We start from the raw sequence: 24,919 nt of genomic DNA on the forward strand, positions 1-24,919 counted from the left end.
TTTTTCCATTAATGCTGGCCTTCCATGATTCCGAGCAATTCCAGGATGAAATTGTCATTGGTCTGGAGATAGGCATATTTTTTCTCGACCGTTGCACCGAGTTTCCGTTTCTCAAAGGCAGCGGTCAACCCAAAATCGATTTTGGGAATGCCCAATCCAATGGCCCGTTCAATGGTCCGGTAGAGCAATTGCCGATAAATGGCAAACTCTTCCAGACCGTCATAATCCATACCTACAAAAGCAGGGACATAGACCTGGTTCAAATTGGTATAACAGAACATTACACCCACTATCCTTTCAGGTTTATCCCATGAACAAAGGAGAATAAACTCCCACAAATGGTTTTCGTTCATCTTTTCAAACAGGGAGTCCGGAAAGGAAAAGGTATTGAGCCCCAAATTTCTGGACTGTACTTCCCCGAACAAGGATTTGACCTGTTCAATTTGATTTGTTGACATGGATGGGAGAACAACTGTCTTTGCCCTATCGAGATAGGGTTGGACATCCTTTCGAAAATGTCTTCTGTTTCTGGAGGACAACCTTTGCAAATAATCTTCCATGGAATCCACCTCGTCCAGGACAACATAACAGGCGTTGGGCATCTGCACCCTTAGAAATCCATGCCCGTAAAGCGGTTCGTTCCATGACGTATGTTCACCAAAGTCCCGTAGGACGGTCATCTTGGCACCTAACTGGAGTTCCAGTTTTTCCAAGGTTTCCAATAGGGTGTCCCTAGCCTCCATGCCCAACCTATGTGATGCATTCCAATAGAGGTGATTTCCTTCCGTGAACAGGCAACCCAGGGACAGGACCTTGGATGACAAATGGTAGGGATCGGTTTTCCTTTCCTCCTCAATAGCTGTAGAAATTTGTGCTTGTGCCAACATATCATCCTTCCAAAGGGAAAGGGTCACAAAAGTCATCAATACAGGTATCCCATCAGTATCCTTGATGACCACATATCGGAACAACCAGTTATGTTCCTTTCTTGGGTTACCCTGGAATACCTCTTCCAAAAACTTCAGCCCCTCCCAATCATAGACCCCTTGCCCACCTAAACTTTGGTTCCATGCCTCCTTTTCAACTTGGTCAATGGTATCGAATACTTCGATGGTAAGCTCAGAGGTTACTTTCGGCCCACTTAGGGTCTTTGGTTCCATTTTAAAGGCGTGGAATACCCTTTGGGCATCGGTCTGGGTATCTTCCAATGCCTTTGGAAAATGATATTCCATGGCTTCCACCAATGCTTTGATTTCCTTTTTTTGGTTATGCCTTGAAATCGTAATCCTTACACCAGTATTCTTTACAGGTACCGCAGGAAAGATCCCGAGGTTGACAAAGAAGCCCTCCCCCATCAAACGGTTCACAAAATTGTACCCGGTTTTGGGCATACCGGTCCCGATATAGAACACCGGGGATTCGTTCTGGTCAATCAGCGGTAATTCGGTAGCAGAGAGGCATGCATTGAAAAAGTCGATACGTTCCCTCAATTCTTGTTGTAGTCCATAAATCTCGGATGATAGGTGGATCTGTGCGGAGGCCATGGCCGCGGCTACAGAAGCGGGTTCCAACTGAGCCGAAAAGGTCAGGGGACCGCCAAAAGTCTTGATCTTATCGTACATCGAAGCATTGGAACAGGCCAGAACAGCCCCACTGGCCCCGAAGGTCTTGCTCAGTGTCCCGAACAAGAGTACATTTTCAGGCAAATCCCCTAATTGGTCCAATACATATCCGGTACCATTCCTACCCACCCAACTCATGCCATGTACATCATCAAAGTAAAAATGGAGCTGGGGATATCTCTCAGCTAGCCGCATCAGTTCTTTGACTGGGGCATAGTCCCCATACATGGAATAAATGCCATCGGCCATGTACCAGATTCTCCCCTTGGAATGCTGGTATTTTTTGATCTTGTCCTCCAACATCTCCAATTGGTTATGTCGGATCATCTCGATGGGCACACTCCGAGTCTTTAGCATTTTGGCCGCATTCTGTACACTCCAATGGACCTGATGGTCCAGAATGATCACATCATCATCGTCCACGGCACTGGGGATGACCCCTAGGTGCCCAAGGGTACTGTTTTTGGTAATGACAATGGGATAGCCGTACATTTCGGAAATCGAGTTTTCCAATTTCTCATATAACGGATTGGAGATATAGGATTTGGATAAGGGAAATTGTGTCCCATACCTATCAATGGCCTCCTTGGCGGCCTCCTTTAAGCGGGAATCCTGTTCCAGCCCTAAATAACCCGTGGTCCCAAAATGGTACAGTTCCTTCCCCTCTACCTCAATGGTCCTGCCCGAAAAGGATGCTCCCCCGGCATAGAGGTGTAATACCCCGGCGTTCTTGGCATCAGTAAATACCTCATGTACGGTGTTCAAAAAATTGTGGTGTTTGATCTTGGCCATTTTATTTGATTTAATTTGTGATAAAAAGAAACGGATTTTGTAAGTTGATAAAGCATACTTATTCTATTTAATCCTTTTCAGATAACAAATACTCCTTTTCAGATAACTAAAATCCTTTTATTAAGCTCAATAGCTCTCCTGTAAAAAAATCAATTGCAGTAATTTTGTAAATTGATTGCGCTAACCAGTTTTCCGGAGATGAAAAAAACACATGAAAACCGCTATGCCATATATCTGTTGACCGATGATCTTTTACATATCATTTACAAGAAAGTGCCTTGTATCAATGTTAAGGCAGCACAACTCATTGTCAAGGATCGGATGGAATTACAGGAAGGTAAAGTGATGCCTGTGCTCTGCGATATACGGGAGGTCCGGAATATCGATAAGGCCGCAAGGGACTATTTGGCTTTGGAAGGTTCCCTTTGGATCGAGAAACTGGCCTTTTTGATCGATCCACCGGTTACGGATATGATCAGCTCCATTTATCTGGACACCCATTCCCAAAAAGTGCCTACACGATCCTTTACCAAAAAATCGGAGGCCTTGGCCTACTTGGGAATTAAGGAAACCGATGATAACTAATCTATACTATAAAACAGGATGCCGAACAGCGATGACTTTAGGGTAAAACGGATACAGAGGATGCTCTTGGAAATGGCCAAGGGCAATTTCTTCTATTCCATTGAGCCTTCGGATAAAAATGACAATATTGCTTCTTTGGTGGTCATGCTGAACATGGTCAATGAGGAAATAGGGGCGGCCTTTATCCATCAAGGTTTTGCAAACGCGCACAACACCCCACAATGTGTCATCCAACTGTCCATGATCTTGGATGCGAATGGCCACATTGAACTGCTGACCAACGGCACATGCTCCCTATTGTCCTATCCCCCTAAGGATCTTTTCGGAAAACATATCACTGAATTCATGACCGAACGGTCCTGGGAAAGATGGACCAAGAAGATGGCCAAGCATTTGAAGCGGGAGCGGTCTGAAACGGTATTGTTCCTGGAATTCATTACGAACGATGGTCTTTTGCTGGCCAAGGATTGTCAAATATCGGTGTACCAGGCCTTGGATGGGAGCGGTCAAAAAATCCTGTTGAACTCCGTCTTCTTTTCCAAGGGGGAGCCTTTTGAAACGGGGCTGCCCAAAAATAAACTCAAAGTAACCAAGGGTATCAAGGAACATAAGGTCACGTTGACGCCAGAGGACATCCAAATCATCAGGGACGTCCATGATATGATCATCAACAACTTGGACAAGGACCTTCCCACCTTGCAGGATCTTGCCCGTCAGAAGGGCACCAATGAGTACAAACTGAAATATGGTTTCAAACAGATTTACGGGACGACCATTTTTAGATTTCTGATCAGGGAACGTCTTCGAATGGCAAGGACCCTGATCCAGCACAGCACCTTGACGATAAAGCAAATCATCCAAATGACCGGCTTTAAGAGCAAGACCCATTTTTCAAGGGCATTCAAGGACAAATATGGAATGTCCCCTACTGATTTAAGGTCATAAAAACCTTAAAATCATGTATTTACTCCGTTTCAGATAACAAATACTCCCTTAGAGATACATCAGACTCCCGAACTTTGTCATATCAAATCAAAAGATATGCAGCGTTCAAAAGACATCAGGTTTTGGCTCCCTTATTCGATCAGTGTACTCTGTGCCATTCTATTCATCTATGCCGCCACTAGCAAACTATGGGATTTCCAACAATTCAAGGTACAATTGGGCCAATCCCCTATCTTGACCGCTTATGCTGGATGGGTGGCCTGGTCGGTTCCTTTGATAGAATATATTTTGGCCATTCTCCTTTTCATGGACCGGTTCCGCCTATATGCGCTTTATGCCAGTTTGGGACTGATGACCATGTTCACCACTTACATTTTTTTAGTCCTAAATTTTAGTGATTACATCCCTTGTTCCTGTGGCGGTGTGTTGGAAGATCTGGGATGGACAGAGCATATCATATTCAATGTTTTCTTTATGTCCCTTTCCATACTGGCAATCTGGTATTGTGAGCAGACTACAATCCTAAAAACCCGAACATGTTAATACGCAATACCTATACTAAACTTATTGGAACAATCATCCTCTGTATTGGAATGGTGGTCATATTATTCCTCTCTTCGGAAAGACAGATACACCGCAACAATGCGTTTACAAGAAGATTTCCTCCCCACCCGGTCACCAAGGAATTTGATCTTGATATTGGCTATAATTCCTATTATATTGCTGGGTTTGACAAGAACTACTTATATCTTGGGAACCAAACCGCTCCTTGGCATATGCTCCAAGTAAATCTGGGGACAAAGGATACGGTCCACATCAGGTTGGAACCTAGGGACCGAAAGATCCAATACCGTTCCTTAAGGACAAGCGTCCTACCTCCTTATTTCTTTGTCATGGATGGTACCATGCCCTTTATCCTGAGGGGAAAAATCAACGAATGGAAGGCCGATCCATGGATGGAACGAACAGCATACTTCAACAGGGCAATCCCCATTGACAGCAATAGGGTCTTTATCCGGACCATCAATGCAAACAACCAAAAAACCACCTTGGGTATAATCAAAAAAACGGATAGTTTCCAAGTTCATTTGGATACCTCTTTATTGGAGTCACAGCTTGATGGTGTTTTCGATGTCGACGGAATGTTGGTCAACAGTGAAAACAACCAGACCTTGGGTTATGTGTATTACTACAGAAACCAATTTATCACCTTTGATTCCGAGCTAACCGGTCAAAAAAAGCAACGGACCATCGACACGGTACAGTACGCACAGCTTCAGGTTGCCTTGGCCAACAAAAAGGGGCAAATCCAGATGAAAGCCCCTCCCCTTACCATCAATACATCAGCAGTTCTTTCCAAGGAGTTGATGCTCATCCAATCGGATAGATTAGGCCGAAATGAGAGTAGGGAAATGCTGGACCAAGCCATTATCATTGATGCCTATAATTACCAAAAAAAAACCTATGAATTCAGTTTTTATCTATACCATATCCAAAAACACAAGGTCAGGGAATTTACGCTTCATGGTAACCTTGTGATTGCTTTGATCGATAATAAGGTTTCCGTTTACCGAACTTTGGAGCCCTATTTCACCAATTATATACCTGATAAAGCACAAAAAATAACTACCGGCCGGTAGCGGGGGAAGATCGAAAACCCATCAACAGAGTAGATCGTAACATTAAAATTCTACCATTATGAAAACAAGAGCAATCAAGTTTTTTATCCCGGCATTGGCCATTGTATTTGCCATAGCCGCCAGCGCCTTTACTGCCATGGATACCCAGGCAGATGAATTCACATTAATAGATGGTTATATCGAAACAGGTGACCCGCAGCAACCCTGTGAACTTGTAGAGGATGTGGACTGTCAATTGACCGGGAATCAAGACTGTACGTATTCGGTTTACCCTTACCCAGCTGTTTACCAGTTTGAAGGGGAAACCATGTGTACCAAACAATTAAGCAGGACCAGTCATTAAAAAAAGGGGGCTTCAAGAGAAGCCCCTTTTATTATTCTTCAATTGGAGCATTACACAAATAGTCCCTGCACATCATTAGGTGGCCTTGAGTCGAAGGATGTTGACTATGGTCCAAGCCCTTTAGGATTTTCTTAAGGAGCAATGGCTTCTTAGATCGAATACCCCCAAGGACATATTGCCCTTGCTGATAGCGATTATATCCAGACAACCCCCTAACCAAATCCCGTTTCGTTTGGAGTGCGGTCTCCATTTCCATCACATAACCCATTTGAAGTGCTTGTCTGTGTTTTTCAACAATGACCTCCTGTTGTTCCAACTCCTCAAAAAGTCCTTCTTGGATTTTGGACATCATTAATTCGGTCAAGCCTTCAAACCCATGTCCCTCTTCCATAAATTCCATTCGTTTCCATCTGGCTGGTTCCATTAAATCCTTGAGAAGTCTCAATTGGTTTCCGAGCAATAGATTTTTGTCCTCGCTATTGTGCAGTCGCTCTTCATAAGAAGGTTTGGAAATCCATTTGGGTGCCTTAAAACCGTTTTCCAACAAAAAATCCAAAGCCTGTAACTGCTCTTCCATTGCAATGGGAACAAATAACGGTCCATTTTGGTTTCCATCCTTGTATTGCATGGAATATCCTCCTACCATGGACAATACATGGTACATCTGTTTGTACCAAAACTCCAGTGTCTTTTCATGCAATTGTTCCAAAAGTCCATCATCCCTAGGTCCTTGGGTGGTTTCAGGTATGATGTCCATGACCCGTTCGAGATTCTTAAGACCCAATGCCATGCTTTGTATTGGATCATTGTTATCTGCAACTTCTTCCGTACCCCCGGGTCCAAGGGGTGGATTGATCTTTACGGTAAAACGAAACCATGGAACGGAATCCTGAACCCTAATCAATCGTTCAAGATAGGGCAATTCTTCCCAAGGGTCCTTTGCATCTGGAATGGGCGTATACCCCCATTTGATCTGGTATAGGTCCATGGGACCGACCCGTTGCAACAACAAATCGGTCGATATGCCATCCTCCGGCTGCGCAATATGGTGGTGCCGGGAATAGCTCATGATGCTCGGTACGTGTGACATGCGCTGGAGCCATTGGGTGTCCCGCATCCTTACAAAGGGATAGGCATACTCCCCATAATTACCGTCCCTCAGACCAAGGGCATGACCCGTTTCATGGGCGGTCACGGATTGGATCAGTCTCCCCATAAGGTCATCCGGGAAAGGAAAACGTTGTGCCCGTTTGTCCAATGGAGCACACCGAACAAAATAATCCTGTGCAAGTCCCATAGGATTGGTCAAGTAAATATCCGCCTTGAGTATCTCCCCTGTTCGAAAATCGGTCACTTTCTGGCAATTTGAACCTCCACCCTCCTTACCTCGAATGTGCGATTTATCGACCCAATGTACCATGGAAATACCCATCTGTTGTCCAAAGTCTTCTTTTGTACCCTTTTCCAGCTCCCTTACCTCTATCGCATTGCTAAAACCGGCTTCCTTAAAGGCCGGGAGCCATTCCTCGATACCAGAGCGAACATAGGGCTTCCATTTATCCGGGATTTTTGGGTCCAAATAAAGGACAATGGGCTTTATCGGGGGTGAAATGACACTTTTCATGTCCTTTTTAACCAATCTCCATCGCGTGCTACTACCCTTTTCGGATTTCGTTGCCCAGTTAATCGAACTGAAAGTACCCTCACTTTCATACCCCATCCGGTGATCGAACAAACGGGGCCTCATGGGATCGGGTAATAGATACAGGCTGAAATCCGCATTCTCCGTGCTGTTATCACCTTGCCTTTCCATGGTTCGTACCGTCCGAACAATGACCTCTGCTTCCCTATGTTCAACAGCCTTGATAAAGGTTAGATTTCCCTTTATGGTCTCTTGGCTCTGTATATTCCAACGAATATATGTCTTGACAAACAGATCGGTGGCATCAATGGAAATGGTGCTTTCATCTGGATTCCCCTCCAGAATGGGAAAACGACCCAGCAATTGACGTTCTATACGTTGGTTCGTAAATAGTGGGGGAACCTGAATCCCCACCTCCGAAGGGACCAATCCCATGTACAACAGGAGGTGTCTCCCTTCCTTTGACCAAGTTACCTGGTGGAATCCTATCTCGTGGCGAACCAGGAGCATCGGGACGTCCATTAGCTGTTTATCCATCTCCAAAATCAAGCGGTCATCTTTCAAATGGCCCTTTAATACAAAGGTAGCCTGCCCCCAAAGGGGACAGGCAGCTAACCAAACAATACATGAAAACAAGAACCGCCGGTTCATGTGCCTTACCATATCAATACCCCTCATTTTGTGGTAAAAGGTTTGGGTTTTTCAACAATTCGTTCTCCGGTAGCGGCAATAGGATATCCGTACCGTCCCAATAGGGTTTGGTCATCGAAAGGATACCATTGGCCCTTCCCGTTCTTTTCAGGTCAAAAAAGCGATGGCCCTGTTCCGAAAAAAACTCGATTCTCCTTTCATGGTAAATGGCGCCCAAGAGGTCATCCCTTTCCATCATGGGAAGTGGGGGCAAATCGGCCCTTTCCCTTACTTTGTTCACATAGTAACTTCCTTCAACCAACGCTCCCAACTGTGCGTGGGCCTCTGCTGAGATCAAATAGGGCTCTGCCAATCTGAACAGAATGGAATATTCCATGGTTTCATCCGTGAGCCCATTATACCTGTATTTGAAAGGAAAATACCAAGTTTGACTGTCATCGGAAATAGATCCCACCCAATGCACATATCTTCCATCTCCGGCTTCAAAACTGTCCAAAAGTGCATTGCTCAATGCCGTGTATCTCGGTGGGGCATTGAAGGCTATGAAAGTGTTTCCTTCCTCAGTATTCTCCCCGGGAGCTCCGGCACCCAAATGCCATAGGGTTTCTTGGCTATCCTTTAAAAAAACACTTTCCAGCTCTTCCTCCAGCAAAAAGGGACCCTCAGAGATAACATACTCGGCCTCTTCCCTTGCCGATTCCCAATTTTCCATATAGAGGTATACCCTTGCCAAAAATGTTGTAGCGGTCCATTGATCGGGCCTGAATTGGTTACCCAAAGATCCTTGGTTGGCCAACAATTCCCTTGCTTTTCGTGCATCTTCCAAGATTCGTTCATAAACGGCATCACGTTCCATTCCAGATAACTTTAGGTTGGCCCTATAGTCCGTGTTATCGACATAGGGAATATCCCCGAACAAGTTCACCAAATAAAAGTGCAGGAATGCCCTCAGAAAGAAAGCTTCCCCCATGAATCGATCCTTTTCCATTTGCGACAATGAACTGGAATTTTCCACGCCCTCCAGAATGCTGTTGCAATCATAGATAAGTTTATAACTGGAATTCCATAGACCGTCCACACTACTGTCCCCTGGCAGCACGCTATTGTTGTAAAAATTGCGTGTTACCGGTTGGTTTTCACTCAAATGGTCCAATTCATCCGCATAATGTCCCAAGGCATACGAAATCCCCGACCCTGTGCCCGCGGTAAATGCTGACTCCCGAAGCCCTGTGTAGATATGGGCAAATACCCCATCTACCGTCGCCGCTTCCTCGAAGACATGCTCCCCTACCAATTGGTTCTTTGGGGGGGAGAGGTCCAAAAAATCCTCACAGGAGACCAACAAGGGAAAAATCAATAAAAGTTTTTTTAAATATGTTTTCATAATCCTAGTTAATGTTTGACAAATACTTAAAAATTCAACCTGGTCCCTATGGATAGCATCCGCAATGATGGGACCGCCAGCGGGTTCCTTGCTTCCGGATCGGTTCCCAGATAATTGGTCCAAGTGAAGAGATTTTGGCCTCTCAGGAAGAGGTCACAGGAAAACCCTTCTGTTGGCCGGCTGGCCAATTGATAGGATACCGATATATTTTGCAACCTGATGAAGGAGGCATCAGTGGCCACTGCGGTACTTTGTTGGTACAATTGAAAGGCCCTGTACGTATCCGGGGTACCCGAAGAGAACCGTTGGAAGTCCGTCACGTCCCCAACTTGTTGCCACCGCTGCAATACTACTTTGGGTTGATTGGCCATTACGCCAGGAGGTGCGGCACGGGACAGAAAATTAAGACCGGATTGTTTGGTGAACTGGAACAGACAATCCAATTCAAACCTCCCCAAGGAAACATGATTGGAAAGTCCACCATAGAACTTAGGGTCAAGATTTTTGATGATTGACCGGTCATTCAAGGAAGATATTGTCCCATCCCCATTGAAATCTTCAAAGGTATGTAGCCCCGTTTCGGTATCCACCCCGTTCCATTGGTACAACTTAACACTGTTCAAGGACTCTCCTACCACCAATTGATTGGCATAGGTGGACTCTTCCAGATTTGGAAAGGACACTAGCAGATTTTTGGGCAGTGTCAAGTTAAAGGAAGAGGTCCATTGGAATCTCTCCGATCGAGCATTGACCGTACTGAGCTCCAGTTCCCACCCCCGGTTTTCCACGGTGGCTTCCAAATTACCGTTGATGGAAGAAAATCCTGTGGTTGCAGGTAAAGGTATACCCACCAATTGGTTGGAGGAACGATTATTATAATAGCTCCCACTGATAAAGACACGGTCATGGAACCATCCCAGGTCCATGGATAGTTCCCACTTTCTGTTTTCCTCCCAATTATAGTCTGGATTGAACAACCTTGTTGGGTAGATTCCCAAGACCCCTTGATATTGATCCGATCCCATGGAATAGGTATCCAAATACTGGTAATCCCCTATCTGGTCGCTACCCGATGTCCCATAGCTGGCCCTTATTTTTCCAAAGCTTAGGTAGGGAACCTTCTGGACAATCCCTTCTTCCGAGAAGAGCCATGCGGCCCCGATGGCCCCAAAATTCCCAAAGCGTTTGTTGGGCCCGAATCGACTGGAACCATCCCTACGCCCGGTCAGGTTCAAGAAATATCTGTCCATAAGACCAAGATTGACCCTCCCATATAGGGCCTGATATCGGTATTGTTGTTCCTCGTCCGCCAAAAGTGATAATCTGGAAGCCGCAGAAAGGTTCTCGATCAGTTTATTGCTGGTGAACCCAAAACCATATTGGGAAAGGCGGTCTCCTTTTTGTTCTTGGAAGGTCGCTCCGACAAGGGCTCCCAATGTAACATCCCCGAACACGACCTTATAATCCAATTGGGGCTCCAAAATCCATGAAGTCCTTTTTCCTTGGTTGTGCAGCACACTGGAGTTTTCGGGGCCGGCTCCATAGACAGGATCATATCTTGTATGGGGATTGGTATTGATCTCCCGCAAGTGGTTTTCGGTATAGCCCAGATTTGTTTTTAACGTCAAGTCCTTGGTCAGTTCATAGCCCAATGTCAGGTTTCCGATCAAGGTCGAGGCATTGGATTCATATTTCCGTTCGAACCCGACCAAGGGATTGGTCCAAGTGGAGTTCTCCCAATTCAGGCTCCCGTCTTCAGTATAGGGCTCTGGACCGTTGGGCGGAACAAAATAGGCTTGCTGCACCAGTAGCCCATCCCCTGGAAGGTTGTTCCTGTTGGTGGTAAAACTGGTGGATAGCTGAAGGGACAATCTATCGTCCATGCCCTTGTGCCCTATATTGGCCGAAAAGGTCACCTTGTCATTTTTGTGGTCCCCGGGAAAAACACTGGTCTGCCCATGATAGTTCCCACTGACCAAAAACCGGGTCCGCACATCACCACCAGACACCGAAACCTGCGCATTGGTGAGATAGGATGTCCTGCCAAAGAACAGCTTTTGCCAGTCGGTCTCCCTGCCCTGGTCCCAGTTTCCATTGATATCATGGGCATTGGCTGGATAATTCTCCACCCCATCGTTGGCAAAGGCCTCCCTTCGCATGGCCAAATAGTCGGATGTGCCCATCAGGTCCAAGGTTCGGCTAACCTTTCCCATTCCCGTCAATAGATTGATCTCTACGCGTGTTTCACCTGTCTTTCCCCGCTTTGTGGTTATCAATACCACCCCATTGGCCCCTCGGGACCCATAAATGGCCGTTGCATCCGCGTCCTTGAGCACCTCGATGCTCTCGATATCCATTGGATTGATGTTGTTCAGTGGACTTATCGCACCTGAGGACAATGCCAGTGATGCCTGCCCCTCCCCTAGGCTTGTCGACGAATAGGGTACCCCATCCACAATATATAAGGGTTCATTGGCATCCGATCGGATGCTGTTCCGGCCCCGAATCTTGATGTTGAACTTGGCCCCCGGAAGGCCCGAAGTCTGTTGGACCTCTACGCCTGCCATCCGACCCTGCAAGGCCACCAAGGGATTTGATATGGGCTGTTTCTCAATGTCCACAGCGGTCACCTTTTCAATATTTCCCGTGTGTTCCCTTTCTGAGACAGTATAATATCCAGCATTCAGTACCACTTCCTTCAACACCGTGACATCCTCTTCCAATTGGACGATAACTTCCTCTCGACCAGCAATGGGAACAGTAAGGGATTTAAAGCCCACCATGGAAAAGATAATCACATCGGTAGGACCTGCATTGATAGAAAAGGAACCATCAAAATCTGATATGGTTCCGATATTCTTGGATTCCACCACAAGGTTTACCCCGGCCAAGGGATTCCCGGAGGTATCGGTCACGGTGCCGGAAACAGTGGCTTGTGGTGGTTCCAAGACTGTGCCCGCCTGTACATTGATTAAAAAGAATGGCATTAAAAAGACATATAGGAGCATGAACAGGGTCCCCCTGCACATGTATGATATTGATTGTTTCATAAAAATGAGTTCGTTTGATTTCTTTGTTAGTTATTCAACACACTACCCAAAAAGCCACGGAAAAGCCGTAACTTCCAGAAGGGCATCAAGGTTCGGACAAAGGCCGTCCTGTCCAAGGGGCAAAAGCCCGTGGAAATGGATTCCTTAACTAAAAAAAGACCATGATTTCGTGCTGGGTCGGTTACCAAAAAGTGTAGTCGTTAGTTGTGGGACTAAAGGATATCGTGAACCGAAAAATCAGTGTAACGGGTATCCCACAACCCTAGTCTTGGAATTATACGGGGTTCTTTGGCTTTTTCTTAAACAGGATATCGAATACTGAGTGCGATGTCCCAAAAACAGGACAATCACACAGAGTGAACCCCACATAAAAAAGTTGCCAAGTGTTTCCCATAACCTAAATGGTTAGGCGACACTTCAAAAAAATAAAGAAATCAAGCGCTAAGAAGAAAGTTGCAACGAACCAAAAACCAAAAAAGGCGCGGAACTCAACTTACTGCATTAGAGGCACTGGTATGCCCTGTGTACAGACAAGTGAGCCCACGCCCCGGGTCGTGAGCAATTACACTTATCATCTCGTACACATAAAAATTACCAGTTTTCTAATGCGAGATTCAAAGCGAATGCTTCTAATTTTTTCCTAGAAGAATCGCAAAATTACACTCTTTCTAAATAAGAGTTGATCAAATATAAAATATTTCAACGACATAAACGTCGTTGAAATCGTGTTTTTTATTCATTTCCTTTGATTAGATGATGAACGAGGCCAGAATTTTATATTATACCACTTCAACTGAAATGGTCCTAAAGGAGCTGAGAGCTGAGAAAGGGAAAAAACTCGGTTTCAAAAAGAGTGCATCCCAGTCTTTCGTTAATTCTGATTTCGAACAAAAATATAAGATTACCTTAAATATGGGAAGAATTGAATCTAATCCCAATTTTGAGTTGAAAACATTATTCTACCTATGCGATTATTTCGATATTTCAGTATTTGATTTCTTTAAAAGAGTACTTTCTAAGGATGAAAAGAAAATCAAAGAATTCCTTAGACTAAAAGAAGCTAGAAAAAGGCCAAGGAAAAAGGGAGGGTCAACAAAATAATAAATGTTTTACTTATATCAGTAGGACGATTCTATTCTCCGACAAACTTTTTCTGGAAATTTCTTACATTTAACATTCATCCCCCCCAAAAGTTATTGAATTTTACGGAAACTATGCTTTGCATTAAAATGCAAAAGTTGGGCATAGCCAATCAAATTGGCGAAATATGTTTAACAAATCTATGTATATGGTGGTAGTTCTATCAAGACTTTGCTAAACAATCACCCACTATGAAATAAAATGATTCAAACAGAACAAATACAACAAAGACGTGCAAGCTACCCCATGATAGAACTGCTTATTTTCTAAAACTTCCTCAAAAAACACCAATGATTGAAAACATTAAATTTAAAGAGGCCTCTAAAAATGAAATAACTCTCTACACCTTTTTAGGTGAATCTTTATGTGCCGTTCAAATTTTGGAGGACGCTCTAAGTCACTCCATAGTCTTAAAAAAAACAGAGCCTGACCAAAAGAAAGAAGCGGACGATCTTTTAAAAATACAACGGAAGTATACACTTGGCATGGCGATAAACATTATCAAAAAAGAATCGCTATTCTCTAAACCCTTGGAGATGGAATTGTCAAAACTTTTAACACAAAGAAACTGGCTTATTCATAAGAGCATTACAGAGAATAAAGATGATTTAAAATCAGATTCATACTTTGAAAAACTTTATGAAAGAATAAAAGCGATAACATTAAAAGCTCACAAATTGCAGGCTTCAATTGAACAAGATTTGATTGAATTTTCTGAGAAAAAGGGAATTGATATGTCCAAAGTCAAAAACGAAATGAAAAAGTATTATCAACTTTAATTAAAACCTTACCCTACAATTAAGTATTGTAGATAAAGACAATTAAAGTTTATATCGGTTGCTTTGATATTAAGGGCCTGGATGATTCTACATGACTAAATTTTCAACGACCAATATCCCTAGAAAATTCTTACATTTAGATTCTATTCTCCCCCCAAAGATTTATTGAATATATAGAAAGCTATGCTCTGCATTCAATTGCAAAACTTGTGCACAACATGACGAAATTGGTGACATAATCTCAAGAAAGTTGGGTATATAAGCTAGTTACCTGCAAGCTGAAAAAAATATGGCAAAAAGAGAAATTTCGAATTTAGATTTAAAGGTTCAGTTTACCAACGAATATTTAAGAAGCGGTGGACTCGAAAAAATATTTAACCCAAATCTTTTGCAGGACTTAATCGATATGGAATTTGACCATAACGGAAAAGCTAATCCTGAATCCGTTACACCAAGAGCAAATGCATTTATGATGGCACTTCTTGGTTCACAACTTCAACCACCTTACTATTCTAAAGACTTTATTTCTGAATATTCTTCTATACTTCAAAAATCAAAATGTTTTGACCAAATAAATATCGACACCACAGAACATTTTGATAAGATATATGATGAATACAAAGTTAAAGAAGATATGCTGTTTAGGGGTCAAAGAGAAGCAAGATGGAGACTTTATAGCAACCTTCAACGTTATTGGATTCTTCACAAATTACACGAAGAAGAAAATTCATTCGAAGAATTTTTAGATAAACTTGTAACTAACGGGAAAGTAGATTACGAAGAATATATAAAACAAATTCTGTCCGAACACAATATTGACAGTTTAAATGCAATTTCGATACTTGGTTTTCTACAACATCATAGTTGTCCAACTCCCTTACTAGATTGGACATACAAATTTCAAAACGCACTATTCTTTGGGTTAGATGGATTAGAACTAAATCAAGGAGCAAAAGAAATAGATGATTATTTTAGTTTGTTTTACATCGAAGAAGAGTATATGGGAGAAGGGGGAATGCGAAAATTAATGGACGGAAGTTTTGAAGATGTTGGTCAGTCCTTGACTTTAGAACTGATTGCTAAAATTGCCAAAGACGACAAACAAAGATTAGAAATGGAGGAACATTTTAAAGGTCGTAGTATAATTGACAAAAGCAAAGTATTTGGTTCAGGACTTGTGAAATTTGTAACAGAGATTAAGCATATGGTAAAAATTCCTTTGAGCTTTTTTAGTGATAAGGATGCTGAAAGTGGTTTTATATTTTCCTTAAACAATAGTAAAAACATTCAGAATCAAGTTGGTGTCTTTACTTGGAATGCTGACCCAATCAAACCATTGGAAATTGTTGGCAATGAGCAATATTTAGAAGCTAAAGAAGAAAATGAACCTGAAGAATATAGATTTTGCTGTTGCCTTAACATAAATAAGAAACTTGCAGACCATATTCGGAAAAGATTAGAATATGACGGAATTACAAGAGATTATATTTATCCAACACCAGAAATTAATACTTGGGACATTTATGAAAAATCAAGAACAAAAAACAGCAGGTAAGATGGCTATAAGTAATTGCTTGTTCTCGCCTACTTGTGAAAATCCTAAAGATTGGGGTGTCAAACTATGAAAAATTGGTTTGCCAAGAATATGATAAAGAAAGAGGTCAGGTTGCTTCTTTTGGGCATAGGACTTGTAATCATCTTTCAGAATCCTTTGGAAGACGTATTCAATTCATTAATAGTGAAGCCAATTCTTGGCCAAGTTCAATCCAACATTTTTATTGACCTTACACTACTTGGTTTTTTAATCTGGATGTGTTACGATATCCAGGGAAAATTCACCAAACTTACCGATTTGGGAAAGGGATATTCAGCTGTGTTGATCTTTGTACTGGGGATTTACATCTACTACCGATTTTTCTCGATTCGATATCAGTTTACCAGCCTTCATCTGATTTCGGAAATTGCTTATTTGGATATAGTCATGCTGTATTGCTTTTTGCTGGTGATTCTTAGGCCTATTAATCAAATGAAAGGCAAGAAGGGCCCTGAAGTCAGCCAATCTTCTGGATTGGTGGATGAACCCATAGATGATGAAGAGGAGGATGTATTGGAACGTATGCCCAAGGTCCGATTACTTGTTGATGAAATCGTTGCAGCTACAAATAAGAATTCCATAGCATTTGGGGTAACCGGTGAATGGGGATCCGGCAAGACCTCATTTTTGAATTTAGTTGAGCGTGAAATCAGCAAAAGGGATCAAAAGGATTTATTGGTATTAAATTTCAATCCATGGTTGAACTTGGGCACAAACACAATAATACAAGAGTTTTTTGAACTTCTTCGATTGAAAATTCGTCCCTACAGCTTTGATATCTATATGGATATGGGCAAGTACTCCAGAAACATTTTGAAATCAAGCCCAAGTTCCTTTTTTCAGTTTATAGGGCATCTTTTGGAATTCGGCAAAGACAATAGTGTCACGGAAGATTTTAAGCGGATCAACATTTCTTTGAAAAACTTGGGGAAAAAGTTTTTGATTGTGCTGGATGATATGGATCGGTTAAAGGCGGATGAAGTATTTGAGATATTGAAACTGATAAGAAACACTGCCAATTTTGACAACTTCATATATCTGGTTGCCTATGACAAGACCTATATTTCAGAATCCTTGAATAAAATTGGTATACCTAAAAACGATGCCTTCGCAGAAAAAATCTTTCTCAAGGAAGAGCACCTCTTACCAATTACGGAGGCCAAGATCAAGAAGTATCTCGCTGATCGGTTAAAGGAAGAACTTCCCTCAAAAAAACAAGAAATTGACAATTACTTTGGTTATTTAGTACGTTACTTGACCAGGGACAAAGGAAACTTTTGCCTAAAACATATCCGCGATGTAAAACGGTTTCTAAAAAATTTCCTTAGAGAGTACAAGGAAATGGAACAAGAAGTGGACTTTAAGGACTATCTCAACGTCAAACTTTTGAAATTCAAATTTTATGATGTGTACAGAATACTATTTTTGGATTCTTATTACTACCTACATCCTTCACAGAATACACACAGTGCCAGTGGGGTGGCCCGGGATGCCCTGTTATTGGCATATGAGGGCGAGAATAAGACCGGACTAGCCATCCGTTTTAGAAAATTCGAGGAATCAAGGTTGGGGATCCATGCAACACAGGTGCTCAATATGGGGGATGATTCCCTGAATGATTTAAAAAAGCTGGTATCCGACCTATTTACGAACAACACCTATGCATCGAAAAGCCATCTATCCATTGTTTTCCCCTCACACTATTATCGATATTTCCAGGATATGTTGCAAGAACACGAAATTTCAGAGGAGGTATTCAAATCTGAGATTGGAAAAGATTTGGACAGTATACAGGATGCAATTTCAAGATGGAACGGAGAAGGCAAGTTGGATGCGGTACGCGCACGGTTTTATGAGGTAAGTATCTATAATCTCCCGGATAGGGCGTCATTCGAAAAATTTATACGTGCAATCTTTTTTCTAGCCAGCATACCCATGGAAAAAGAGGAACACGCCATAGGGTTCTATGGCTATGATTTGGACAATTTAAGAAATGTGATTGGGGATTATGAAGAAAGAACTTCAAAGAAATTCTATAATGGAAAACGGGAAAGTTTAAAAGCGTTTACAATTGAGTTGCTCAACTTCGAAGATTACTCCTTGGAGTTTCGTGCCTGTTTGCTGAATAGATGGTACAGCTATTACCATGGGGATCAATGGATTCTCAGTAAACCGGAAATCAAAGCCTTGCTTATCGGAGCCTTTAAAAATTATACTCAGACAGTACGCTTCCCTGATGATGATGTTTGGAACTATTACGGATATTGCCTAGTCACAGAATGGGATCCCTCAGGTCCCAATTCACGAACGTCCAGAAGGGTTCGGTTTACTGAGGCTAATGACATTTTTATCGCTTTCATCAAGGATCATCTAGATCAATTTCTGATTAGGTTCATACAAACTCCCCATGGATTAACAGAGGCAAATAAATTAGGCATTGAAAGTATTGTAAACGATATATTTGGCAATAGATCCAACTTTATGTCATTTCTTGATGATATGAAAATGAAGAAGGATGAAGGACAATTAACTTCTGAATTTATCGATGAATTTCAAGAATTTGCAATGCAATTGGAAGCTTCTGGGAAAGATGGAATTGAGTTTGAATTTGAATTCCCTCCAGCCATGGAGGTTGTGGCATCCCAGGTATGGCGAAGGGCATAGTTATGAATCAATCGTTCTTTTGGACCATCAAAGTATGTGGCTGAAAGAATTAAACTAAAAAATGGAAAAATACAATATTGAACATTATACCAACCCGGAACTAAGTTACCACAATTCATTACTGGACAAGTTAAAGGTCGGCCACCTTATTTATAATATTCGGCAACAAAGAATAGTATTGGTGGACACAGCGGTTCTGGAGGAAATCCTTGAATATGAAAACAAAAAGGAGAAGACATCCGAACCTAATTTTGTCCCATTGTACCTAACCCATGAATGGTTGGTCAATGTCTTCAACTTTGAGGCAAAACATATGGACACAAATGGCATTACAGTTTATACCTCTGATCGTAATGGCATGAAAGTACACGGACAAAGAGGTCAGTTTTTTGTTGGAGTTACCATTAGGGAAAAAATCAATTCCAAAGGCTGGAAGGGCACCCATGCCAGCAAACCACCCATCTGTTTTGTCAATGAGCTAATGGACTATTGTTTTTTATTGAAACGTGATATGATTACCTTTAATGAGTATGATTTGGCTCAAATCAATATGTTGATGAAGTATAATCTTTAATGCTAATAAATTGCCTTTTATGAAGCCAATCACATTTCAATTTTTGGAACAATGCACTGAGGATGGATTTAATGATTCAGTGTTGTATTACGATGAAAACCTAAATTTATCCGTAGACCGTAAAACGGGATTGCCCGCTTTTGATGTGCTATCCATGGATACCAGCACTGGGACAAAAGATTATGTAGAAGTTTCCGATTCGGATGACTCCTTGAAGGCCTCCTATATGGACACTGCAACTCGTACCAATACGCAAATGGAATCCACGGATTTGGACAACAATTTGCACCACCTTATCCAAATGATGGATACTTCAACGGCCACAAGGACGTATGATGAGGCAGCAGATTCCGATGTTTGACAGGTATGATTCTTATTATAACCCATAGAACCGATTATACTACAGATTTCCTTATTAATAAATTAAACCAAAGGAATATTCCGTACCAAAGATTGAACTGTGAGGACTTGATTTCACAGGATTATGCCTTTGAAATTAACTATACCTTTAATTTCAACTTTAAAGGTTTCAAAACGTTCACGTCGGGTTGGTTCCGAAGAACAAAGCTCCCTCAAATCCAAGGTGTGTCCGAGGAAGAAAGGTTATATTTATTGGGGGAGTACGATGCACTTGTTCAAAATATAGTATCATCGATTGATTGTCAATGGTTAAGCGAACCCAGACACATCTATTTTGCAGAAAACAAAACAGTACAATTAAAGAAAGCCAAAGGTCTGGGATTTAATATCCCCCCGACCTTGATTACGAACAAAAGGGACATGGTCAAAACGTTTTATGATCAGCATGATGGAAGCATTGTCATCAAGCCAATTTCCAAAACGCGGATTGACTATCAGGACCAGCCAGGATTTATCTTTACAAATGTGGTTGGGGAGGATGTAATTAAAGACCTTGATTCGTTCGATATGAATCCTTGTATTCTCCAAAAAAACATACAAAAGGAATATGAAATTCGGGTCACTGTAGTAAAAGACAAGGTTTTTGCCGCCGCTGTTGATAGCCAAGAAGATGAGGCCACCAAGGTGGATTGGAGACGGAAAAAATTGGATTTCAGGGAAACTAGACTACCCAAAACAATAGAAAAGAAGTGTGTTCAACTGGTAAAGGAATGCAAATTGGGATTTGGGGCCATCGATATGATAAAGACAATGGAAAATGAATATTTTTTTCTAGAACTGAACCCTAATGGTCAATGGGCATGGATTGAATTGCAAACAGGCCAAAAAATATCCGAGGCAATAATAAATGGTCTGACTTAAATTATCCCATGAGTTTTTTCAAATTTCTTTTCTTACCCCGGCAATTGAAATCAAAAAAACCCTTTGATTATGATAAAAATGATTATCGGAATCTAAGGAGAGAGCAATTGGAGTTACATAAATCCTATCTAAAAGAAATGGAATCCGAGGAGAATTCAAGGTTGTTAATGATTGAAAATAAGACCGCACAATTGGTTTCGCAAACAGGGCTTGTATTTGCACTACTGAGTTTGTTCGTTCCCTTCATCGTTGAAACCGTTCTGAATGCACAAATTATTTTTCGGGTTGTTTTCATAATGTTGTTAATCATGTGCTTTCTGTGCTACATTTTAGCGATAATCAACTCGTTAAAAAATTTCAATGTAAAGAAGTTCAATTATGGGTATAAGTCCCCAATGACCATATTGAACCACCAATCTTTGAGTGAAAAAAAATTCATGCAGATGGAAATCAAGGATGCGTTGTATTGCATTAATAATAACATCGAAATGAACAACCGAAAGGCAACCCATCTGATAAGGGGATATCATTTTTTCAAATTTGGTATAGTGTCAACCGCGGTACTTGTAGTTTTTCTCTGTGCATCGCTTCTGTTCATCAACGGTAAAGAAAGTGAAAATGGCACCAAACAACCCTTGGAAACACCAATTAAAAAAGAGTTTTTAGAAAATACAACGAAAAGAGATTTTGAAAAAGTCCATGATTCAATCAAGATAGATACAATGTCCAAGGCTAAAATTGATTGAATAACTTCAATCCAAAAATTTTATAGATTAATTTATTGCGATAATTCTCTGCTGTTCAAATCATACAATCGTCTCAAAATGCAAAAGGCAATATTTATGACATTTAATTAATTGACATTATCAAAATCCTTGAATGAAATTTGGTTTTTAAAGAATTCTAATCTTAACCTATCAGGTATATCTAAACTAAATTGTGCAAATACCCAAAACCATGATTGAGGAAAGGGCCGACTTTGTCTTGGATTTTATCAAGAACAATTAAAACAATCCCTTTATTTCACTTAAAAATAGTACCAATATCATGGTGTACCTTTAAATAATGCTGTTCCAATTCCAGTTCAGTAACCTCTAAAGGATTAGGCAATCCTCTTTGAATTTCTGGTTTAACAAACCTTACCTTTCTATCCTTCCCATCAGCAAACACCACAAACTCCCCCTGTTTCAACCGAAAGAACACCTCGGCCCTTCTTTTGGATACTTCCTTCTCCCCTTCCGTGATACGTCTTTCCAAGTTCAACCCTGAACTTTTGCTCACACTCCGGGTCGGTATCTTGACCAACTCAAAAAACCGCTCATAGTATCTTGCCGTGTCCGGGTCATTAACTTTCCCGAAGAACTGGTAAGAGAGATTGGATAGAATCGCTTTACTAGCCTTCTCCCCGTACATCATATCGTTCTGGATCTTGTCCTGCAGCACATAGACACTAACAATGTCATAACTCCGCAAAGTGGCCGGTATGCGGTGCATGTTCAACAGTCGTAAGGTCGAGGCCTCTTCCAACAACATAAAGGAAGGTTTCCGGTTCCGTTGGCTCATCTTCTTGGAAATCGTATGGATGATGGTGGCAATCACTGGGGAAAGGGAAGCATCCTTTTGGGGATTGTTCACCAAGGCTATAACAGATGGGTGCTGCTCATTATTAATATCCAAGGAAATCTCATCTTTGGAAAGCACCATGAAAATCTTCCGGGTACTGATCTTTTTAAATCCATTGGCCAAGGTGCTGAGCACTCCAGCAGTTTGCCGTTCGGACCCGATACCACTGATAAAGGCATCCGCCATGGCCCGCGAAGTAATGTTCCCTTTTAAAAACTTAATCAAACTTTTGGTGGCCAATTGTTGAAAAACAGCCATTAGATGCGGCAAAGTGCAATAGTGCGGATAATCGGTTTTCAACCGCCAAATCAATCCACTGATCAAACCTTCGGCAGCATCTTTAAAAAAACGGGAAGTACTGTTGTCATCTGAGTACCGATGTTCCATCAAATTCTCCAATAGCACCCTTGACACCTCATGGACACTTTCCTCATCCCGCAGGTATCGGGGTGCGATGGGATTGACCCGATTATAGATGGGGCCAAAGGAAACAATCTTAAAGGGGATCTGCTCCCCATTCCACAAGGGATATGCCATTTCGGTAATCTCAAAATCCTTGTAATCGTGGATGACCCCGGAGAAATGCTCCTTTTGAAAATGCTTTAAAAAATTATAGATGACACTCTCCGTCTTTCCGCTTCCTGCAGAGGCCATCACAGATACCCCACGCCGAATGTTTCCCAGCACCAAGGGCCTACCCTTGACCTTCATTTTCACTTCAAAAACTTTGGAAGGTTTCTTATCGTCTTTGTAGTGGTCCACCAAACCATAGATCACCACATGGACAAAAAACAGCGGCAACCAATGGACCAATGACCCCTTTATAAATTCATCCCACCCCCAAAGTAAACCATTGGCCAGAGCCAAAAGAACAATGCCCAAAAACCATATCACAAACCCATATTTGAGAAAGCGATTCAGTACAAATGAAACCCCACCTCCAATTACCAAACCTGAAACTATTCCAATCCATCCTATATTTTCCATATCACTACAATTTAAATTCCAATCGATCCCGACTCCAGGGCTTTTCCGATACCTTTTTTGAGTTGCATTAGGGTCTTATACGCCAACTGAGCTTGGTTCGTGGGGATGCTCGGCACCTTGACCCCTGCCTTGAACAACAATTGTTTGGCGGCCTGTTTCTCGTTGGAAGGAAGCCCTAAAAGGGTTGCAAAGAATTGTTTGGGATCCTTGTCCAAGAGGTTTCGGGCATGGTAGGTCTCCACAAAGTTCCTCCGGTACCCAAATTGTCTGTCAAAGCTCTTCTCCGCCGCCCGATAGAATTTGTCCCGGTCAAACCCCTGTTTGACCTTCTCCCCATTGAGGGTGGTTTCCGAGGTCCGGAACTTGGATCCTGGGGAGAGGCTATGGGCGTTGGTGATATCCTTTCGGCTGACGATGATATGGATATGGCTCTGGTGGCCTTCCTTTGTCATTCCGGGAACGATGCGCTTGCCATTTTGTTTATGGGGCGCCTCCGTTTCCAAGACCTGTATTTTTTCCTTAAGTTTGGCCATGTCCCCTTGCTCCCTACCTTCTTTGATGGCCCTGACCTGGTGTTGCAGCTCCAAGATCTTGCTGGCATAGGCCTGGTTCTCCTTGACTTTCTTGTCCTTTTCGGAATAGGTGCGTTCCCTTTCCAACTTCGCGAAATAGAGCACATCCTTGACCGTCACCTCTTTGTCCCGATAAAAGGAGGCTGCATAGGTCTTCATGATTTCCCGGCTGTACTCTTTCAGCTTTTCGGGGTCGTTGCCGATATGGTTGAGCTCGCTTTGGGAGGGACTGACCATGATAGAATAAAACTTGGGATCTTTCTTGCTGAGTTTGGAGGTATTGGCATCGATCTCGGCAACGACCCTTTGGGCATCGATGTCATTTTCTGTTTGATTGAAAAAGAGTTCTTGCTCTTCTAAGGCCTTACCTTCGTTCTCCTTTTCGAGATACTTGACAAAATCACTGGCACTGCCGTGATATTTATCCCCCAAATGTTGTCTTGTGATGGCGATGTACATGATTATAGATTTTTGAGTTTGGTGCGGTACTGTTCAATGGCCCCTGGTTTGAGGTCCAATTTGAGGTGGTCCTTTCCGAAACGGTTCTTGGCCACGGACACATGGTCCAGCACATGGTTAAAATCAGCTTTCAATTCTTCCAACTGTTCCTTCAGGCGCTCATGTACGATCTTGGGCACCGTGGTCTCCTTGTCCAAGAGTTCTGGGTTGGTAGGGGAATTGATCTCGGTCAGCTGCTTTTCAAAAAAATCAAAGTCCCCTTCCCATTCCTCGCCGTCTTCAGACTCCAGTTCCTGCTGGAAAAGGGCCTGTATCATACTGACCGTGGGCAGGGTCTGCTCTTTTTCGATACTGCGCATAATGGCCACCATGGCATTGAATCGCCGTTTGATCAGATATTTAAGGCTTGCAATGGTCTCGTGCATCCGTTCATCGGGCGATATGCCATTATGGTCAAAGAACTCCACCATGGCCAACAAGGTCATGGAATGGGACTTTCCTTGCCGTTTGGAAAAGCTCCGAAATTTCAGGGCCACCGAGATTTTGATCCTCAGTCCCGCAAACGTCTCTTTTTCGTATCCTTTATCCATTT

Annotated in this window: 20 protein-coding genes; 13 read left to right on the top strand and 7 right to left on the bottom strand. The window is 42.3% G+C overall.

Annotation, left to right across the window (positions count from 1 at the left end):
- Window positions 1–8 precede the first annotated feature (8 nt).
- Window positions 9–2,414 (bottom strand): aminotransferase class I/II-fold pyridoxal phosphate-dependent enzyme, encoded by a 2,406-nt coding sequence (locus GVT53_RS10215; RefSeq protein WP_166248552.1) that lies wholly within the window; start codon window positions 2,412–2,414, stop codon window positions 9–11.
- Between the two features lie 198 nt (window positions 2,415–2,612).
- On the opposite strand from GVT53_RS10215, the gene GVT53_RS10220 reads away from it, so the two are divergent.
- The 5 genes from GVT53_RS10220 to GVT53_RS10240 all read left to right on the top strand — a co-directional run bounded on the left by GVT53_RS10220 (window position 2,613) and on the right by GVT53_RS10240 (window position 5,927).
- Complete coding sequence (locus GVT53_RS10220; RefSeq protein ID WP_166248553.1) at window positions 2,613–2,999, top strand: DUF7793 family protein; 387 nt, start codon at window positions 2,613–2,615, stop codon at window positions 2,997–2,999.
- 18 nt (window positions 3,000–3,017) lie between these two features.
- The gene (locus tag GVT53_RS10225; RefSeq protein ID WP_166248554.1) at window positions 3,018–3,944 is read left to right on the top strand and encodes a helix-turn-helix domain-containing protein; all 927 of its coding nucleotides are present in this window, start codon (window positions 3,018–3,020) and stop codon (window positions 3,942–3,944) included.
- A 96-nt stretch (window positions 3,945–4,040) separates the two neighbouring features.
- Window positions 4,041–4,487, top strand: a complete 447-nt coding sequence (locus tag GVT53_RS10230) for a MauE/DoxX family redox-associated membrane protein (RefSeq protein ID WP_166248555.1) — start codon at window positions 4,041–4,043, stop codon at window positions 4,485–4,487.
- Entirely contained in the window at window positions 4,481–5,584 is a 1,104-nt protein-coding gene (locus tag GVT53_RS10235; protein WP_166248556.1) for a hypothetical protein, read from the top strand. The genes GVT53_RS10230 and GVT53_RS10235 overlap by 7 nt, the downstream gene beginning before the upstream one ends.
- A 58-nt stretch (window positions 5,585–5,642) precedes the next feature.
- Window positions 5,643–5,927, top strand: coding sequence for a DUF6520 family protein (locus GVT53_RS10240; RefSeq protein WP_166248557.1), 285 nt, complete (start codon window positions 5,643–5,645; stop codon window positions 5,925–5,927).
- Between the two features lie 31 nt (window positions 5,928–5,958).
- Here the strand turns inward: GVT53_RS10240 and GVT53_RS10245 are convergent, their stop codons facing one another.
- From GVT53_RS10245 to GVT53_RS10255, 3 genes are read right to left on the bottom strand one after another with little or no spacing between them, the layout of a single operon-like run.
- The gene (locus GVT53_RS10245) at window positions 5,959–8,247 is read right to left on the bottom strand and encodes a zinc-dependent metalloprotease (RefSeq protein WP_166248558.1); all 2,289 of its coding nucleotides are present in this window, start codon (window positions 8,245–8,247) and stop codon (window positions 5,959–5,961) included.
- Window positions 8,234–9,604, bottom strand: a complete 1,371-nt coding sequence (locus GVT53_RS10250) for a RagB/SusD family nutrient uptake outer membrane protein (protein ID WP_166248559.1) — start codon at window positions 9,602–9,604, stop codon at window positions 8,234–8,236. The genes GVT53_RS10245 and GVT53_RS10250 overlap by 14 nt, the downstream gene beginning before the upstream one ends.
- 26 nt (window positions 9,605–9,630) lie before the next feature.
- Window positions 9,631–12,654: a SusC/RagA family TonB-linked outer membrane protein gene (locus GVT53_RS10255; RefSeq protein ID WP_166248560.1), complete on the bottom strand. Its 3,024-nt coding sequence runs from the start codon at window positions 12,652–12,654 to the stop codon at window positions 9,631–9,633.
- A gap of 753 nt (window positions 12,655–13,407) precedes the next feature.
- Between GVT53_RS10255 and GVT53_RS10260 the strand changes: the two genes are divergently transcribed.
- The 8 genes from GVT53_RS10260 (at window position 13,408) to GVT53_RS10295 (ending at window position 21,432) form a co-directional block, all read left to right on the top strand.
- Window positions 13,408–13,755, top strand: a complete 348-nt coding sequence (locus tag GVT53_RS10260) for a hypothetical protein (protein ID WP_166248561.1) — start codon at window positions 13,408–13,410, stop codon at window positions 13,753–13,755.
- A gap of 329 nt (window positions 13,756–14,084) precedes the next feature.
- The gene (locus GVT53_RS10265) at window positions 14,085–14,573 is read left to right on the top strand and encodes a hypothetical protein (RefSeq protein ID WP_166248562.1); all 489 of its coding nucleotides are present in this window, start codon (window positions 14,085–14,087) and stop codon (window positions 14,571–14,573) included.
- Window positions 14,574–14,862: 289 nt separating this feature from the next.
- Window positions 14,863–16,128, top strand: coding sequence for an FRG domain-containing protein (locus GVT53_RS10270; protein ID WP_166248563.1), 1,266 nt, complete (start codon window positions 14,863–14,865; stop codon window positions 16,126–16,128).
- A gap of 66 nt (window positions 16,129–16,194) precedes the next feature.
- Window positions 16,195–18,831, top strand: coding sequence for a KAP family P-loop NTPase fold protein (locus tag GVT53_RS10275; protein WP_166248564.1), 2,637 nt, complete (start codon window positions 16,195–16,197; stop codon window positions 18,829–18,831).
- 61 nt (window positions 18,832–18,892) lie between these two features.
- The gene (locus tag GVT53_RS10280) at window positions 18,893–19,405 is read left to right on the top strand and encodes a hypothetical protein (protein WP_166248565.1); all 513 of its coding nucleotides are present in this window, start codon (window positions 18,893–18,895) and stop codon (window positions 19,403–19,405) included.
- 19 nt (window positions 19,406–19,424) lie between these two features.
- A complete protein-coding gene (locus GVT53_RS10285) occupies window positions 19,425–19,766 on the top strand; it encodes a hypothetical protein (RefSeq protein WP_166248566.1) in 342 nt (113 codons plus the stop codon).
- 5 nt (window positions 19,767–19,771) lie between these two features.
- Window positions 19,772–20,686 carry an MvdC/MvdD family ATP grasp protein gene (locus tag GVT53_RS10290; protein WP_166248567.1) on the top strand — a complete coding sequence of 305 codons (915 nt, stop codon included), beginning with the start codon at window positions 19,772–19,774 and terminating at the stop codon, window positions 20,684–20,686.
- Between the two features lie 443 nt (window positions 20,687–21,129).
- Window positions 21,130–21,432, top strand: a complete 303-nt coding sequence (locus tag GVT53_RS10295; protein WP_166248568.1) for a hypothetical protein — start codon at window positions 21,130–21,132, stop codon at window positions 21,430–21,432.
- Between the two features lie 277 nt (window positions 21,433–21,709).
- On the opposite strand, the gene GVT53_RS10300 is transcribed toward GVT53_RS10295, so the two are convergent.
- Genes GVT53_RS10300 through GVT53_RS10310 form a run of 3 tightly spaced genes read right to left on the bottom strand, consistent with a single transcriptional unit; the run spans window position 21,710 to window position 24,917 of the window.
- Complete coding sequence (locus tag GVT53_RS10300) at window positions 21,710–23,296, bottom strand: type IV secretory system conjugative DNA transfer family protein (RefSeq protein ID WP_205791914.1); 1,587 nt, start codon at window positions 23,294–23,296, stop codon at window positions 21,710–21,712.
- Between the two features lie 11 nt (window positions 23,297–23,307).
- A complete protein-coding gene (gene mobB, locus GVT53_RS10305; RefSeq protein ID WP_166248569.1) occupies window positions 23,308–24,327 on the bottom strand; it encodes a MobB family relaxase in 1,020 nt (339 codons plus the stop codon).
- Between the two features lie 2 nt (window positions 24,328–24,329).
- Window positions 24,330–24,917, bottom strand: a complete 588-nt coding sequence (locus tag GVT53_RS10310) for a BfmA/BtgA family mobilization protein (RefSeq protein WP_166248570.1) — start codon at window positions 24,915–24,917, stop codon at window positions 24,330–24,332.
- Between the last annotated feature and the right edge of the window lie 2 nt (window positions 24,918–24,919).

Origin of the sequence: Flagellimonas oceani, from assembly GCF_011068285.1 — a bacterium.
Classification (GTDB): domain Bacteria; phylum Bacteroidota; class Bacteroidia; order Flavobacteriales; family Flavobacteriaceae; genus Flagellimonas; species Flagellimonas oceani.